This is a genomic window from Acidobacteriota bacterium, from assembly GCA_033549365.1.
Taxonomy (GTDB): Bacteria; Acidobacteriota; Aminicenantia; order Aminicenantales; family Saccharicenantaceae; genus JAWSUF01.
This window is the reverse complement of the sequence record JAWSUF010000004.1, coordinates 49,372-64,326: the sequence shown is the minus strand read 5'-3', so window position 1 is coordinate 64,326 and position 14,955 is coordinate 49,372. Positions and strand designations below refer to the sequence as shown.

Below are 14,955 nucleotides of genomic sequence, written 5' to 3'. Positions count from 1 at the left end.
AATCCCTTTGTTTCGAAGAATCCTCAGATCCGGCTGCTCGATTTCATGTTTCTCACAAAGTTCTACGGACGGTGTCCGCATAAGGTTCACCCCGAAAAACCTTTTTTTTTCAGATCCGTCCGTGGAACAGGGGTTCCGCCACGGCCGGAATCAGCAGGAAAAGAAAAGAAGAAGGGGGGAGTATAGAGATCGGAACATCAAACGGGCTTGGCCCGGATTCGCGGAAGAAAACGGAGATGGCGTTTTATCGATCAGAACCTGCGGAAACCTCTTCTGTCGTCGGGTCGGCCGCCGCCCGGGCCCCCTTCGGTTCGGGGACGGGCCTCATTGACGATGAGTTTCCGGCCGTCGAATTCCGTTCCGTTCAGCCTGTTCTTGGCTTCCCCGGCCGCATCCGATGTCGCCATTTCGACAAATCCGAAGCCGCGGCCCTGGAGGATGTTGACCGTGGCAACCTCGCCGTACTGGGAAAACAGCTCTTTCAGCTTGTCTTCGGTCGTCCTGTAGTTCAGGTTGCCAACATAAAGCTTGTGTGACATAAAAAAAACCTCCTCGATCTCCGCATCCGGAGTCGACTCATTGTTTCATAACTGCTTCGGCAAATCAAGAACGTTTTGGCGGCTTATTCGTATAATATCCGGGAAATGGAGTTGTCATGAAAAAAGGCAAATATATCCTGATCATCTTCCTTATTTTGGGAATCCTGGCCCTGGCGGCGTTCTTGTCCTATATCCTGACATCCTTCGGCCGCCCCTCCGTCCATGTCCCCTCGAAAGCCTATCTGGACATCGACATTTCGGGTGAAATCGTCGAAATGGCTCAGGACGACCTTTTCACCCTGCTTTTTTCGGGCCGCAAGCCTCTCGCTCTCCACGATCTGAGAATGCACATCCGAAAAGCCAAATCGGACCCGCGGATCCAGGCCATGGTCCTCCGCCTGAACGTTCTTCTCTGCGACTGGGCCAAAACCGATGAAATCCGGCGTTTGATTCTCGATTTCCGGACATCGGGGAAAAAAGTTTACGCTTATATCGAAGAAGCGCCCGATTTCGACAAGGAATACTACCTCGCCACAGCCTGTGACACCATCGTTCTCCACCCCATGGGCTGGTTGGGCATCAACGGGCTCGGCGGCTATATTCCGTTTTTCGGCAAAACTCTGGAAAAAATCGGCGTCAAGGCCGAGTTCGAACACGTCGAAGAATACAAAACAGCCATCAACACCTTCACCGAAAGCCGCTTCACACCGTCCCATCGGGAAATGATGGAATCCCTCTTCACGGATGTCTTCGAAACCTATGTTTCGACCGTCGCCGAGGCGCGGGGGAAAACCGGAGAGGAAATGCGCGCCTTGATCGACCGGGCCTTTTTTCAGGGACCCAAGGCCATGGAGGCGGGACTCGTTGACGCCGTCCTTTTCGAGGACGAATTGCGGGACAACCTGAAGGACGGCGATCAGGAGCTCTCCCGGATCCGGTTCGATGATTACGCCAAGGCCCGGCCGGCGGCGGCCGGATTGAGATCGGGCCGGAAAGTGGCTCTGATTTATGCGGTCGGGCCGATTCTGACCGGAGAAAGCATGCCCCAAGTCATGGGCGGGACAACCACGTCCGCCTGGATCCGGCAGGCCCGGCAGGACAAATCCCTGGTCGCCATCGTGGTTCGCGTGGACAGCCCCGGCGGTTCCACAACCGGTTCCGACGTCATCCACCGTGAGCTGGCCCAGGCCGCCCGGGAGAAACCCGTGGTTGTTTCCATGTCCGACATGGCCGGATCGGGAGGCTACTGGATTTCACTTCCCGCTCACAAGATTATCGCCCACCCGCAGACATGGACGGGTTCCATCGGAGTCCTGGCCGGAAAATTCAGTTTCGGCGGCCTTTACGAAAAAATCGGAGTGACCGGGGAAAAACTGACCTACGGAGAAAAAGCGGATATTTTTACGACGTTCCGGGAATTCACGCCCGAGGAAAGAGCCGTTCTCAAGGACGAAATCCTCTGGACTTACGAACAGTTTCTGGATCGTGTCGCCGCAGCGCGAAACATGTCCCGGGACGAGGTCGACGCCCTCGGTCGAGGACGGGTCTGGACGGGCCGCCAAGCCGTTGAATCCGGCCTCGTGGACGCCTTGGGCGGTCTCACGGAAGCCGTGGATCAGGCCAAGGTCCTGGCCGGCATCGCCCCGGACGAAGCCGTCCGGCTTGTCGTCTGGCCGAAGAAAAGATCCTTCTGGGACGCCTTTCTGGGCCGACGAGACCCCGCTTCGGAGGCCTTGCTTCCCCGGCATATCCGACAGGTTCTGCCCGTTCTGAAACTCATGGAGCGGACGCGAAGCTGGGCGATCATGCCCGGATGGGTCTCCGCACCCTAGGCTCTCCGGGTCCGCATCGGGATTATTCGTCTTTGCGGGATTCCCGAGAATCGCGTTCCCGCGGCGCGGGGGCGGCGGATCGGCTGAAAACGACGATGATTTCGTCGGGACGAACCATCCAGAGTTTTTCCCGGGCGGCTTTTTCAACGGCGGAGGGATCGGTCATCAATCTCTCGATTTCCCATGCCAGAAGGGCCCGCTGCCGCTCCATGGCCGCTCGCTCTTCCTCCAGGGCGGCATATCTTTTTCTCGCCTGAAGGATGTCCATGTATCCCTTTTTCCCGAACAGAACCGTCACGAATATGGCCAGAATGACAAAACCGATCCCGAGAAGAACGATCCGCTTTCGGATTGCGGGATTGGTTTTTTTTGAAGGGCTTCTCACTGGATGAGCTCCAAACCGCGGGCCATCAGACGATCGAGCGATTTTCTGTTTTCCGCCTCGGCATAACACCGGATCAGAGGTTCCGTTCCGGAGATGCGGAGGAGGAACCAGTCGTCCCCGTCGAAATCCAGTTTCAAGCCATCGATCGTTTCAAGAGAAACCACGGGTCTTCCGTCAAGCGATTCCGGAGGGGTCCGGACAAGCTCCCGGAATCTGCGCTCGTTGTCGGGCGTCAAGGAGATGTTTTTCTGATCGCCGACCATCGGTCCATAGATTTTGAAAAGATCCCTGCGCAAATCGACCAAATTTTTTCCCATGACCGCGATCATCTCCGCGACCAGGAGTCCGGCGATGATGCCGTCCTTCTCAGGCAGGTGGTCCTTCAATACGACACAGGCGCTTTCCTCGCCTCCGAAAATGATCTTGTCCTGGAGAAAGAGGTCGGCCAGATACTTGAATCCGACCGGTGTTTTGTAGAGCGGCAGATCGAAAGATCTGGAGATGCGGTCCAGGAGATGCGTCGTGGTCACGGATCTCGCGACGCCGCCCCGCCAGCCCTTGACGGAGACGAGATAGTGAAGAAGCAAGGCCAGGATTTCATTTTGAATGACGAACCGGCCCTCGTGATCGAGAATGCCGAAACGATCGCCGTCGGCATCCGTGGCCACGCCCAAATGACATGATTTTTCCCGGACGAGTTTTTTGAGTTCGCCGAGGTTTTCTTCCGTGCAGGATGGGATGACCCCGCCGAAATAGGGGTCGACATATCCGTGGATGCCTTCGACGACGATATTGTTTTCCACCAGGATTTCGTCCAGGTATTCCCGGCTGGTTCCGAAGAGCAGATCGACGCCGACCTTGAGGCCCGCCTTGCGGATCGATTCGAAATCGATCCTGTTCTGGATGAAGGCCAGGTAGTCCGGCTGGAGGTCGATGCGGGTGATGTATTCGGCCAGGGGATAATAGGAGCAGTGAGAATAGTCCTCGGCCAGAATGCGGATTTCCTCTTCCAGGGCATCCGTCACCGCAGGCAGAGCCGGAGCTCCGGTTTCGACATTGAACTTGAGCCCGTTGTATTCGGGCGGGTTGAAGGATGCGGTGAAGTTGATGCCGCCGTGGCATTGCCTTCGGATGATCTGATAGGCCTGGGCCTGGGACGGCGCATCCCGTTCCGAAAGAAAGACGCGGATCCTGTTCCGGGACAGGATTTTGGCCGCCTCGGCGGCATAGCGTTCGCTGAGAAAGCGGGTGTCGTAGTTGACGATGACGGAAACGTCCTCATCGGGAAACCGCTTTTTCAGATGACGGGCCACAGCCTGGACGACGAGCCGGACGTTGTGAAACGTGAATTCCTCACCCATCACCGCCCGCCAACCGGATGTCCCGAACTTGATCATATTCTTGAATTTAAGTTAGCACAGCCTCCCGGGAAAATCAACTCTGCGTTGACAGGGACGGGCCCGTTCGATATTGTGGAAAAAATGAGACATCCGCGCCTGAACATCCTGCTGGGCGTCTCCCTGACGTCGGCGGCCGTGCTGGGTTTTCAGCTGGCGATGACGCGATATTACGCCGTGTCTCAGGACTACCATTTCGCTTTTCTGGTCATCAGCCTGTCCTTTTTAGGCTTCGGCGCCGCCGGCTCCTTTCTGGTGTTGGCCCGGAATCACCTTGAGAAACGGGGAGAGGCCTTCCCCGCTGCAACATCTTTTCTATTCGGGCTGACCCTGCTCGGAAGCACTCTGGCCGTCAACCATTTTCCGTTCGATTTCCAGGAACTTCTGTGGAACGAGAAGAAGGCTTTCTTCATCGTTCTTGAATATCTCATCCTGTGCCTGCCGTTTTTCTTTGCCGGCTTGACGCTTTCGAGTTCCCTGACGTTGTTTTCCTCAAGCCCCCACAAGATTTACTTCTTCGATCTTCTCGGCGCGGGGTTGGGCGTTTTGGGAGGATTGTTTCTCTTTGCCCTCAATGAAGACCGGGGGGTGTTCCCGACCCTGGCTTTTATCGCCTTTTGCGCAACACCCGCCTTCGCTCTGAGGAGAAGCCGCCGAACGGCCGTTTTTCTGCTTCTCCTGCCGGCCGGGGCGGCTGTCCTCGCGGCCGCCGCTCCGGACTTTCTTGCTTTTCGCATGGCTCCGTTCAAACCGCTGGCGGCCGCCTTGAAATATCCAAACGCCGAACTTGTGCTGACACGATGGAACGCCCTGGCCAGAGTGGACGTCATCGATTCTCCGGCCGTAAGGTTCGCCCCCGGGTTGAGCCTCATTCACGAGGAGGATCTGCCCCCTCAATTGGGACTTATTCTCGACGGGGAAGCGATGACGGCCGTAACCGCCGTTTCCGGAGACAACGCCGGATCCGACACGTTCCTATCCCGGCTTCCGTCCTCCTGGCCCTATCTCGTCAGGCGCCGGCCTCATGTTCTGATCATCGAACCCGGAGGGGGTCTGGATGTCCTGGCCGCACGCCGCTTCCAAGCCTCCTCGATCACGGCCGTTGTTGAAAACCCGCTGGTCGCCGAAATCCTAAGACGCGACCTGTCCGAATGGACCGGCGGACTGTTCTCTCACGACCATGTCCGCATGGAGGTCTCCGGAGCGCGGACGTTTCTGCGGAGGGCGGACCGGACGTTCGATCTGATCGTTCTTCCCATGACCGACGCCGGGGGAGCCATGGGGACCGGACTTCTCGGTCTGGGCGAGGACTTTCTCATCACTGTGGAATCCTTCATGGACATTCTCGCTTGTCTTGATGAGGACGGCCTGGTCTCCATCACGTTTTACCTCCTTCCCCCTCTTCGCCAGGAATTCAAAATTCTGGCCACCTGGATCGAAGCCCTGGAAAAAACGGGACGGCGGCCGGACGAGCACCTGGCCGTGATGAGAACATGGGGAACCCTGAGTCTTTTCGTCGGGAAATCCCCCTTTTCAGCCGAGGAGACAACCGGCCTCAGGGAGTTTGCCGAGAGACTCGTTTTCGATGTCGATCATCCTCCCGCTTCACCGGAGGACGGCGGCATGAACTCCTCATTTTCCGGATTTCCCTACTCGGAATTCGTCGCCGAATTGCTCGATCCCCAACGGCGCGGGGATTTCTTCAAAGATTATCTTTTCGATGTCCGGCCCGCTTCGGACAACCGGCCGTTCTTCAAGAATTTCTTCAAGTGGAGCCGAACGGCCGAAACCCTGGAGGCCTTCGGCGGCCGATGGTTGCCTCTTCTCCAGGGTCAATACATCGTCCCTCTCATTCTGATCCAATCCCTCCTGTGGGCTTTTCTCTTCATTCTCCTTCCTCTCCGGCCGATGAATCGATCTTTTTCTCCTCCCCGCGGGCTCCTCGTCAGGACGCTGTTCTATTTCAGTTGCATCGGGGCCGGTTTCATTTTTATTGAGATGACTCTGATCCACACCTTCATCCTCTTTCTCGGCCGTCCCCTCTATGCTTTCGCGGCCGTGCTTTCGGCCGTCCTGATCTCCGCCGGCATCGGAAGCCTGGCCGGTCTCCGAATTCTCGGCCGGAATCCGGCGTTTCGGCTGAGAGTTTGTTTGGCTCTTCTAGGGGGAGCGGCCATCGCCTATCAGGCCATTTTGCCGGTCCTGATCGACCGGTGTATCGGATTTTCCCTGGGCGCCCGGCTGGGCTTGACGTTCGCCGCCGTCCTCCCCCTCGGATTCGCCATGGGCATGCCTTTTCCAGGCGCCCTCCGCATGCTTCACATTCGGGAAAAACGCCTGATCCCCCTGGCCTGGGCGACCAATGCCTTTGCCTCCGTGGCCGGATCCTCCCTGGCGCTTCTGGCGGCTTTTTCCATGGGATACGGAGCGGTCCTGGCTCTCGGAGGCGGGTTGTATTTAGCGGCCCTTCTTTTTCTCGGCTTCGCCGACCATGGGAACAAAGCGGACATCCAGCACCTGGCGGACCCTGGGCCGGCCGTCCACTTTGGTGATCACGGTCAACGTCTGAAAGTATGACGTGCTGCCCAGCGGAATGATCAGCCGCCCTCCTTCCTTGAGTTGCCGGAGGAGGGGCGGCGGAACATGATTCGCCGCACAAGTCACCATGATTCCGTCGAACGGCGCATATTCCTCCCAGCCGTAATAGCCGTCGGCATGTTTGACACGGACAAAATCGTATCCCAGCTCCTTCAGCGTTTTCTCCGACCGCCGGGCCAGCGTCTCCCGGATTTCCACCGAATAAACCTCGGGGGTGAGTTCGGCCAGGACAGCCGCCTGGTATCCCGAACCCGTGCCGATTTCCAGAATGCGGTCGCCCTCCCGAGCCTCGAGATGCTCGGTCATCAGGGCGACGATGAAGGGCTGGGAAATGGTCTGGCCTTCCTCGATCGGCAGGGGATGGTCGGCATAAGCCTGGCTCTGATAGGCCGAAGGAACAAAGAGATGCCGGGGAATCCGCCCCATGGCATCCAGAATGCGGGGGTCGGAAATCCCCCGGGCCTTGATCTGCATGGCGACCATGGCCCGGCGCGGACGCTCGAACATGTCTTCGTCCGTCTTCGTCAAAACGACGCCGGCCATCGCCAAGGCCAGGGCGAGAATAACGAGCTTTCTCATTGGATTCAGTATATATAAAGACTTGAAACCTGTCCAATCGCCGGTCACCTTCCGCGATGAGATGGGGGACCTTGAAATCACCTCACCTTTCCTCGGCAGGGGTGATTGACGCCGGGGGGCGCCGGAGACATGCTGTTAGACAATGCAGGCCATAACAGGGTGTTTAGGAGAGACGGTTTGAAGATGAAGACATCAGCCATTTACCCCGGATCATTCGATCCCGTCACCAACGGGCACATCGACATCATCGAGCGGGGCTTGAAGGTCTTCGACCGCATTCTGGTGGCTGTTTTGGAAAATCCCAAAAAAAACCCTCTTCTTCCGACTCAAGAGAGAGTGGACATCATCAAGACGGTTTTCGCCGGGCGGGACAACGTGGAGGTCCGTTCCTTTGACGGACTTCTGGTGGATTTCGCCCGCCGGAACGAAATTCCCGTCCTCATCCGCGGACTTCGGGCGATTTCCGATTTCGAATACGAATTCCAAATGGCCCTGATGAACAGAAAACTCGCTCCGGAGATCGAAACGTTCTTCATGACGCCCAGCCTCCGTTATTCCTTCCTGAGTTCGAATCTGGTCAAGGAAGTCCATGCCCTGAACGGCTGCATTTCCGATCTTGTGCCCGAAATCGTGGCCGAGCGGCTCAACGCCCGGCTTCAAAATCCTCTCCGGGAAACCGGCGATTCCCGCGAAAAGGCAGGTTGACATGTTCGGATTGACCCGAAGTAAAAAGCTGGTCGGCCTGGATATCGGAACGTATGCCGTCAAGGCGGTCGAGCTCAACGCCCGGAAGCAAAAAAGCGGCGCCCGTTACGAACTGGTCCGAATCGGCTTCAAGCCGCTGCCCCCCGACTCCATCGTCGAAGGCACGGTGATCGACGCGGCGGCCGTCGCGGACGCCATCCGCCAGCTTTTCGACGAAAACAAGATTTCGACCCGCGACGTCGTCATTTCCATTTCCGGGAATTCCGTCATCATCAAGAAAATCAGTCTTCCAACCATGGACCGCCTGGAACTGGCCGAATCCATCACCTGGGAAGCCAAACACAATATTCCTTATCCTTATGAGGAAACCAACGTCGATTACGTCATCCTGCCTCCGTCCCAGGGTTCGGGCGACGGGAACCTGGACATTCTGCTGGTGGCGGCGAAGAAAGACAAGATTTCCAACTACTACAATGTCATCAACCAGGCACGGAAAAATCTCGAGGCCATCGAGGTCGACGTTTTCGCCCTTCACAACGCGCTGGAAATCAACTATCCCGAAATATTCGAGGCCAAAACCGCGGCGCTTGTCAACATCGGCGCGAATATCACCAACGTGATCATCACCGAGCGGGGCCGGCCCCAGCTTTTCCGCGATCTGGCCATCGGCGGCTACTTCTTCACGGAAAACATCCGCAAGGAACTCAACGTGAGTTTCGATGAGTCCGAACGGCTGCTCAAAGGCCTCCCGGGAACGAGTGTCACCCCGGACCAGTTCGCTTCGGCCCTGGCCCTGAACATCCGCGACCTGCTGGATGAAATGGAAAAAACCATGGCCTTTTTCGAGGCCACTGAAAAAACGGCTGATCAGGTCGAGCAGATTCTCCTCAGCGGCGGATTGGCCAACATCCCGGATATCGCCGAAGCTTTTGAAAACAAGTTCCAGATCAAAACCGAACTCTTCAATCCCTTCCGCATGATCCATTACGACGAAAAAAAATTCGATCCCATCTTTTTCAGCGAGATGGCTCCCATCTTCGGGGTGGCCGTCGGACTTTCCACCCGTCAAGCGGAGAAATAGGCCATGATCCGAATCAATCTCCTCAAACCGGAAGCCAAGGACGCCCGGGACATTCGTCCCGCCGGGCCGCCCGAACGGGCCGCCAAGAAGCCGCCGGCGATCGGCAACCTTCTGCTTCTCCTGGTCATCGTCGGGCTGGCAGGCTGGTTCTATTTCCAGAAAAAAGCCATCGATGAGGAAAGGGAGCTCTTGGAAGCCGCTCAGGCGGAAAAAGCCAAGCTTCAGTACGTCATCACCCGATTGAACGAGTTGGAGGCCCGGAAGCAGACACTCCAAAGGCAGATCGGGCTGATCAACGATCTCAAGTCCACTCAGGATCTCGTCGTCAGGATCGTGGATGAAATCAGCCGCCACCTTCCGGAGTGGGTCTGGCTGACGGAAGCCGGTTATGACACCCGCACCCTTCAGCTCAAAGGCAAGGCGCTGTCCAACAACCTCATCGCCGATTACGCCGCCAATTTGGAAAGCAGCGAACAGCTGTCCAACGTCGAGATTGTCTCGACGGCCCAGAGGAAATCCGGAAACGACGTGATTCTCGAGTTCTCCATGAACGCCCAGATCGTCCGGCCCCAGGAGGAATCGCCGCCGGCGGCCAAGCCTGAGGCCAAAACCGGGAAAAGGGGGACGCCATGAAGAACTTGCCCTGGTACGGATACATCATCCTGGCCGGATTTATCGTCGCTCTGGCCTTTTTCGCCTACTTCAAGCCCAAAAATCAGGAGCTTGAGAATTTGAGGGAGAACCGGACCAAGGTGGAACGCGAAGTCCGGGATCTGCGTGAAAAAAAGAAAGAACTCGATCTCATCGAAATGGAAATCGCCGAATTGAACAAGAGCCTGGAAGAGCTCGAAGCCTTCATCCCCCGGAAAAAGGAAGTCGCGGACATTCTCCGAAGAATCGAACAATTGGCCACGGATGCCCGCTTGACCATGGTCCGCTACACGCCGCGGCCGGAAATCCCGAGGGAGTTTTACAACGAATGGCCGATCCCGATCGAAATCACGGGCAATTATCACAGCCTGGGAGTCTTTTTCGACCGGCTCAGCCGTTTCCCCAGGATTTTCACCGTCGAGAACTTTTCCATCAAGACCCTGTCGAAACAGGTCGGCGACGCCACCATCACGGCCAATTGGACCGCCAAAACCTACATTTTCCGCGATGACGAGCCGGTGCCGGCGAAACCCGCCGCCAAGACGACAAGGAAGTAGTGATGAGAAAAACAGCCTGGATCTTAGCCGCCGTCATGCTGGCCGGCCTGGCGGGCTTCTCCTTTCAGGAGACCGAAGCCGGCGAAGTCCGTGAGGAAACCCTTCCCGTCCTCAAGACCCGCGAAGACGGATTCGTCTATGTCCCGGGAAATCGCCGGGATCCCTTCCGCGATCTTCTGGCCGGCCGCGATATTCCCGACAAATCCGCCGGGACCGGCATCGGCCAGATATCCGTCGCCGAGGTGTCCTTGATCGGCATCGTCAAACACGGCAATCGCCTGACGGCCATCATCACGGTGCCCCACGGTTTCCCCTATTTCATCAAGGGCGGGGACAAGTTTGCCGACGGCCACGTCCTCTCCATCAACATCGACCGGGTTGTTTTCCGGCAGACCCGCGAACGCGGCATCCCTTTGCTGCGGCCGAAGGACATCGTCAAAGAAATCAATCCGGAGGAGCGTTAACATGAAACGGAAAATCCCTTTGTCCTGTCTGATTCTTTCGTGTTTCCTTGTCGCGCTCGCCGCATCCGGGACAACCGAAACATCCGAAGAGACGGCACGGGCCCGCGTCCAACCCGGCGTCCTGTCGGCCCGGCTTCTGATTGAATCCGCCGAGCCGATATCGATTGCCGGGGCCTATTATGCCCCCGAGTCACCCCGGACGCTGGTCATCGATGTCCCCGAAGTCCGGGCCGTCGATCTTCAACCGGTGCCGGCTTCGGAATCCGGATTCATCAAATCCGTCCGGGTCGAAGAAAACGGCGGGCCGGGCTTGCAGTTCCGGATCGATCTCAGCGAAAAGGTTCCCTATCGGATCATCACCGACGGAAAGACCAACGCCGTCGAGCTGAACAAGATTCTGAGAACCGGCGAGAGATACGTGGTCACTCCGGAAACACGGAATCTTCTTGAAGGAAAAAGCCCCGTCCCGGGCCGGCTGACCGGAATCCGCGTCGATAAATCCGGCGGAGAAACGACCGTCCACGCCGATCTGACGGGACAATGGGTCGCCCAGGTTTTCGCCCTCGAGGCTCCCCAGCGCCTTGTCGTCGATCTTTTCGACACCGAATACAAGGGCCGTCCGGCGGTTCACCGCATCTCGGACGACGGGGTCAGCCAGCTGCGCGTGAACCAATTCGCACTCAATGACCCGCACACGATCACCCGTCTGGTCTTCGACCTCGACGAGACGGTGGCCTACACCATGGATTCCCATCCGAGCGGCATGGCCATCGGTTTTAACCGGGCAAAGCCGGCCGACATTCCGATCGCCGCACCGACCCTTCCCGCAACGGCCTTCGAAATCCGCCCGGAACCGACCAAAACGATCGATACGTCGACGGCTCCGCCGGCCCCGGTTCCCGCCAGGACCCTTGAAGCCGATACCCCGCCTCCTGCAGAAGCCCGGACGGTCGTTCATCCGATCCAGGAAACGCAGTTTCAACCCCGGATCATCGCCGCCGAGGAAGAAAAATACTCGGGTGAAGTTCTCAGCCTCAAGTTCAAGGATGCGGATCTCCGCGACGTCGTTCTTTACCTCGCCGAATTCGCCGGATTGAATGTCGTCTTCGATCCCGACGTCCGCGGCACCGTGACGACGAGTCTCGAAGCCGTGCCCTGGGATCAGGCGCTCGACGTCGTTCTCCGGTTCAACAAGATGGGCAAAACCATCGAGGGCAATGTTCTGCGCATCGCCCCGATCAGCGTTCTCACCCGCGAGGATGAAGAGCAGAGACGGCTCAAGGAAAGCAAGGAACTGGCGGGTCCCCTCCATGTCAAGACCGTCACCCTTTCCTATTCCAAGGCCCGCGATGTGGCCGGACTTCTCCGATCAAGAATTTCCAACCGCGGAGAACTCGTCATCGACGAGCGAACCAACACCATCATCATCTCCGAGGTCCGGGACCGGATGGATCTCCTGACCACGCTCATCGACGTCCTGGATACGCCCACGCCCCAGGTCTCGATCGAAGCCCGGATCGTCGAGGCGACTTCGACATTCGTCCGCAACCTCGGCATTCAGTGGGGCTATCGGGGAATCGCCGACCCGTTTTACGGGAACCAGACGGCCATCCAGTTTCCGAACAAGGCCTTTGCGGACGGAGCCCTGATTCCCCAGGGCATCGTCACCAAGGGCATCGGCGGCCCTCTCGGCGGTTATGCCGTCAACCTGCCGGCCCCGGCCTTCAACACGGCCGTCGGCTTTTCGTTCGCCAACGTGCTCGACACCTTCCGGCTGGATATCGCCCTCTCCGCCCTGGAGACCTCGGGCAACGGCCGGATTATCTCCTCGCCCAAGGTCACCACGCAGAACAATCAGGCCGCGGAAATCGTCCAGGGCCGCCAGATTCCCGTCCAGACCGTGGCCAACTTCACGGTGACGACCCGTTATGTCAACGCCGCCCTGGAGCTCAAGGCGACACCGCAGATCACGGCCGAGGGAACGGTCATCATGTTCATCGAAATCCAGAACAACGCGGCCGATTTCGCCAACCTGGTCAACGGCATCCCTCCCATCACCACGCAGAGCGCCAAGACCACCGTCATGATCCCGGACGGCGGGACGACGGTCATCGGCGGGATTTACCGGACCGAGGATTCGGTCACCCGGGAACGCGTCCCGGTACTGCATTCCATTCCTCTCCTGGGCAACCTCTTCCGCAATTTCGCCCGGACCAAGCAGAACCGGGAACTGCTGATTTTCATCACGCCCAGGATCATCAAGTGAGGAGAGAAGGATGAAGACCATGAGAAAAAACAAACACCTCGCCATCGGGCTGGCCGCCGGCCTGCTGGTTCTGGCCTTCACGTCCTGCAATCCCCTGGAAAACGAATCCCGATCGAACACCTTCATCATCGTGGAAAACATCCTGGGGCAGGATCTGGGAGGGCAAGCCGCAAATTTCACGCAATCCGACGTCGTCAGGCAGGGCATCGTCTATGCCGACATCGCCCAGGCGACGCTGCGGGCCAGTCTTCTCGACCCGGCACCCCTTCTTCCCCCGTCCCAGTACAACGACATCACTCTGACCCGCTATGTCGTCTCCTACTCACGGACCGACGGCATGAATCGTCCCGGCGTGGACGTTCCCTATTCTTTCGAGGCCTCGCTGTCCCTCCTTCTCCGGGTTGGAGCCAGCACGACCTTTTCCTTCGTCATTGTCCGCGAAGCGGCCAAGGTCGAGCCGCCGCTGTCCAACCTCTGGAACCGGGGCTGGGAGGACGTTCTCCAGGTCACGGCCCGGATCGATTTCTACGGGCAGGACATCACCCGGCGCGAAGTCAAGGCGACGGGTTACCTGCCGATCTTTTTCGCCAATTATGCGGATAACGGGAGTGGCGGCGGTGGCGGAGATGAGGACTAAAGGTGGGGGGAATACAATGAAAATCATTAAACATATCGCCATTTCGGGGCTGGTCCTCGCCCTGGTTCTGGGAACGCTGCCGGCCTGCAAACGCAAGATTTCCGGACAGCCCGATCCCCTGGGCCCATCGTCCGTGGGCGTCGTTCTGAACATCACCTCGACTCTCAACGCCATTTTTGCGGGAAACCAGCGGCAGAGCACGACCATATCGGCCGTCCTGAAAAAATTCGACGGCACTCCCATCGCAGGCAAGACCGTCTATTTTCAGGTCGGAGACGAACTGGGGAACCGGCTTTCCGTCGGTTTTTTTGACAGCAATGTCGCCGTCGCCTCGAAAGTCACGGACGGTGGGGGCAATGTTTCCGTCACCTATTATGGCCCACTTTCACAGGAAATCGCAGATAATGTTTCCGTAAAAGAAGATATCTACATCTGGGCTTCGGTCTCGTGGGAAGGGGCTCAGTCCATTCTGGCCTCGACTCCCATTCAGATCGTCCGAGACTTCACACAACTCAACCTTATGGTATCGGCAAATCCGAATGTCATTTTCGCCGGTCGCAACCGGGAAATGAGCACAATCACGGCCGTCCTCCTGTCTCCCCATCATACCCCCATGGGAAGAAAAACCATCTACTTCGAGATCGTGGACGCCGAGGGGGCAAGACAAGACATCGGATTTTTTGAGAATAATAAAGCCGTGGCCGAGAAAGTGACCGGAAATGACGGGACCGTGAGAATTCATTATTACGGACCGTTGGCCGCAGAGCTTATGGGGGTCAATCAAACAATTAACATTTTGGCAACCGTCGCCTGGGAGGGCAAGGTTATTGCTCAAGAGACCACCACGATTCACATCATCGCCGATGCCACAAATTTGAGCATCTCGATCGGAGCCTATCCCCAAGTCCTCTACGCCACGAATACACGTCCTCAGTCCGAAATCAAAGTGACCGCAAGATACGAAGGGGCGCCTATCGCCAATCGGCGAGTCTACTTCACGATTCTTTCCGGGCCGGGATTCTTTGCGGGTAATAAACAAGTGGCCTATGTCCAAACCGGACCGGACGGTGTCGCCTCCATCGTTTACTATGGACCCACAAAAGACGAAATTGCCTTTGATCAGATGGTCACGATCCGAGGCCATCTCGAAACATCCTATCCCGATCCCTATGAAAGTGGACAGACTTACGCCGAAATCGATCTCCGGATTATCAGGGAACAATAAGATTTGAAACGAAAAAGCCCCCGGCTTCGGCCGGGGGCT

At 57.5% G+C, this 14,955-nt stretch carries 14 protein-coding genes; 10 read left to right on the top strand and 4 right to left on the bottom strand.

All coding sequences use genetic code 11. The features are described 5' to 3' along the window. Nucleotides 1-251: 251 nt before the first annotated feature. Nucleotides 252-539, bottom strand: a complete 288-nt coding sequence (locus SCM96_07655) for an RNA-binding protein (GenBank protein ID MDW7760497.1) — start codon at nucleotides 537-539, stop codon at nucleotides 252-254. 116 nt (nucleotides 540-655) lie between these two features. Here SCM96_07655 and sppA point away from each other — a divergent pair, with 116 nt between their 5' ends. Beyond that, nucleotides 656-2,371: a signal peptide peptidase SppA gene (sppA, locus tag SCM96_07650; protein MDW7760496.1), complete on the top strand. Its 1,716-nt coding sequence runs from the start codon at nucleotides 656-658 to the stop codon at nucleotides 2,369-2,371. Nucleotides 2,372-2,393: 22 nt separating this feature from the next. Here the strand turns inward: sppA and SCM96_07645 are convergent, their stop codons facing one another. After that, on the bottom strand, nucleotides 2,394-2,756 hold the full coding sequence (locus SCM96_07645; GenBank protein ID MDW7760495.1) for a septum formation initiator family protein: 363 nt from the start codon (nucleotides 2,754-2,756) through the stop codon (nucleotides 2,394-2,396). Further along, nucleotides 2,753-4,153: a hypothetical protein gene (locus SCM96_07640; GenBank protein MDW7760494.1), complete on the bottom strand. Its 1,401-nt coding sequence runs from the start codon at nucleotides 4,151-4,153 to the stop codon at nucleotides 2,753-2,755. The genes SCM96_07645 and SCM96_07640 overlap by 4 nt, the downstream gene beginning before the upstream one ends. An 84-nt stretch (nucleotides 4,154-4,237) precedes the next feature. Here SCM96_07640 and SCM96_07635 point away from each other — a divergent pair, with 84 nt between their 5' ends. Further along, nucleotides 4,238-6,730: a hypothetical protein gene (locus SCM96_07635; GenBank protein MDW7760493.1), complete on the top strand. Its 2,493-nt coding sequence runs from the start codon at nucleotides 4,238-4,240 to the stop codon at nucleotides 6,728-6,730. Here SCM96_07635 and SCM96_07630 read toward each other — a convergent pair. Next, nucleotides 6,611-7,330 carry a protein-L-isoaspartate(D-aspartate) O-methyltransferase gene (locus tag SCM96_07630; GenBank protein MDW7760492.1) on the bottom strand — a complete coding sequence of 240 codons (720 nt, stop codon included), beginning with the start codon at nucleotides 7,328-7,330 and terminating at the stop codon, nucleotides 6,611-6,613. The genes SCM96_07635 and SCM96_07630 overlap by 120 nt on opposite strands. Before the next feature lie 183 nt (nucleotides 7,331-7,513). Here SCM96_07630 and coaD point away from each other — a divergent pair, with 183 nt between their 5' ends. The 8 genes from coaD to SCM96_07590 are packed head-to-tail and all read left to right on the top strand — an operon-like array spanning nucleotide 7,514 to nucleotide 14,916. Then, the gene (gene coaD / locus SCM96_07625; GenBank protein ID MDW7760491.1) at nucleotides 7,514-8,035 is read left to right on the top strand and encodes a pantetheine-phosphate adenylyltransferase; all 522 of its coding nucleotides are present in this window, start codon (nucleotides 7,514-7,516) and stop codon (nucleotides 8,033-8,035) included. Between the two features lies 1 nt (nucleotide 8,036). Next, nucleotides 8,037-9,116: a type IV pilus assembly protein PilM gene (gene pilM / locus SCM96_07620; protein MDW7760490.1), complete on the top strand. Its 1,080-nt coding sequence runs from the start codon at nucleotides 8,037-8,039 to the stop codon at nucleotides 9,114-9,116. Nucleotides 9,117-9,119: 3 nt separating this feature from the next. Then, entirely contained in the window at nucleotides 9,120-9,749 is a 630-nt protein-coding gene (locus SCM96_07615; GenBank protein MDW7760489.1) for a PilN domain-containing protein, read from the top strand. Next, entirely contained in the window at nucleotides 9,746-10,324 is a 579-nt protein-coding gene (gene pilO / locus SCM96_07610) for a type 4a pilus biogenesis protein PilO (protein ID MDW7760488.1), read from the top strand. The genes SCM96_07615 and pilO overlap by 4 nt, the downstream gene beginning before the upstream one ends. A 2-nt stretch (nucleotides 10,325-10,326) precedes the next feature. Continuing rightward, nucleotides 10,327-10,788 (top strand): hypothetical protein, encoded by a 462-nt coding sequence (locus tag SCM96_07605; GenBank protein MDW7760487.1) that lies wholly within the window; start codon nucleotides 10,327-10,329, stop codon nucleotides 10,786-10,788. A gap of 1 nt (nucleotide 10,789) precedes the next feature. Next, the gene (gene pilQ, locus SCM96_07600) at nucleotides 10,790-13,054 is read left to right on the top strand and encodes a type IV pilus secretin PilQ (protein ID MDW7760486.1); all 2,265 of its coding nucleotides are present in this window, start codon (nucleotides 10,790-10,792) and stop codon (nucleotides 13,052-13,054) included. Nucleotides 13,055-13,073: 19 nt separating this feature from the next. Further along, a complete protein-coding gene (locus SCM96_07595; GenBank protein MDW7760485.1) occupies nucleotides 13,074-13,691 on the top strand; it encodes a hypothetical protein in 618 nt (205 codons plus the stop codon). A 16-nt stretch (nucleotides 13,692-13,707) separates the two neighbouring features. Further along, complete coding sequence (locus tag SCM96_07590; protein ID MDW7760484.1) at nucleotides 13,708-14,916, top strand: hypothetical protein; 1,209 nt, start codon at nucleotides 13,708-13,710, stop codon at nucleotides 14,914-14,916. Nucleotides 14,917-14,955: the final 39 nt, after the last annotated feature.

Excerpts from the sequence above, each read along its gene's own strand:
- SCM96_07590 (MDW7760484.1), top strand. The coding sequence starts at position 13,708 with ATGAAAATCATTAAACATATCGCCATTTCGGGGCTGGTCCTCGCCCTG.
- SCM96_07630 (MDW7760492.1), bottom strand. The coding sequence starts at position 7,330 with ATGAGAAAGCTCGTTATTCTCGCCCTGGCCTTGGCGATGGCCGGCGTC.
- SCM96_07615 (MDW7760489.1), top strand. The coding sequence starts at position 9,120 with ATGATCCGAATCAATCTCCTCAAACCGGAAGCCAAGGACGCCCGGGAC.
- SCM96_07635 (MDW7760493.1), top strand. The coding sequence starts at position 4,238 with ATGAGACATCCGCGCCTGAACATCCTGCTGGGCGTCTCCCTGACGTCG.
- coaD (MDW7760491.1), top strand. The coding sequence starts at position 7,514 with ATGAAGACATCAGCCATTTACCCCGGATCATTCGATCCCGTCACCAAC.
- SCM96_07640 (MDW7760494.1), bottom strand. The coding sequence starts at position 4,153 with ATGATCAAGTTCGGGACATCCGGTTGGCGGGCGGTGATGGGTGAGGAA.
- pilO (MDW7760488.1), top strand. The coding sequence starts at position 9,746 with ATGAAGAACTTGCCCTGGTACGGATACATCATCCTGGCCGGATTTATC.
- sppA (MDW7760496.1), top strand. The coding sequence starts at position 656 with ATGAAAAAAGGCAAATATATCCTGATCATCTTCCTTATTTTGGGAATC.
- SCM96_07655 (MDW7760497.1), bottom strand. The coding sequence starts at position 539 with ATGTCACACAAGCTTTATGTTGGCAACCTGAACTACAGGACGACCGAA.
- SCM96_07595 (MDW7760485.1), top strand. The coding sequence starts at position 13,074 with ATGAGAAAAAACAAACACCTCGCCATCGGGCTGGCCGCCGGCCTGCTG.
- pilM (MDW7760490.1), top strand. The coding sequence starts at position 8,037 with ATGTTCGGATTGACCCGAAGTAAAAAGCTGGTCGGCCTGGATATCGGA.
- SCM96_07605 (MDW7760487.1), top strand. The coding sequence starts at position 10,327 with ATGAGAAAAACAGCCTGGATCTTAGCCGCCGTCATGCTGGCCGGCCTG.
- pilQ (MDW7760486.1), top strand. The coding sequence starts at position 10,790 with ATGAAACGGAAAATCCCTTTGTCCTGTCTGATTCTTTCGTGTTTCCTT.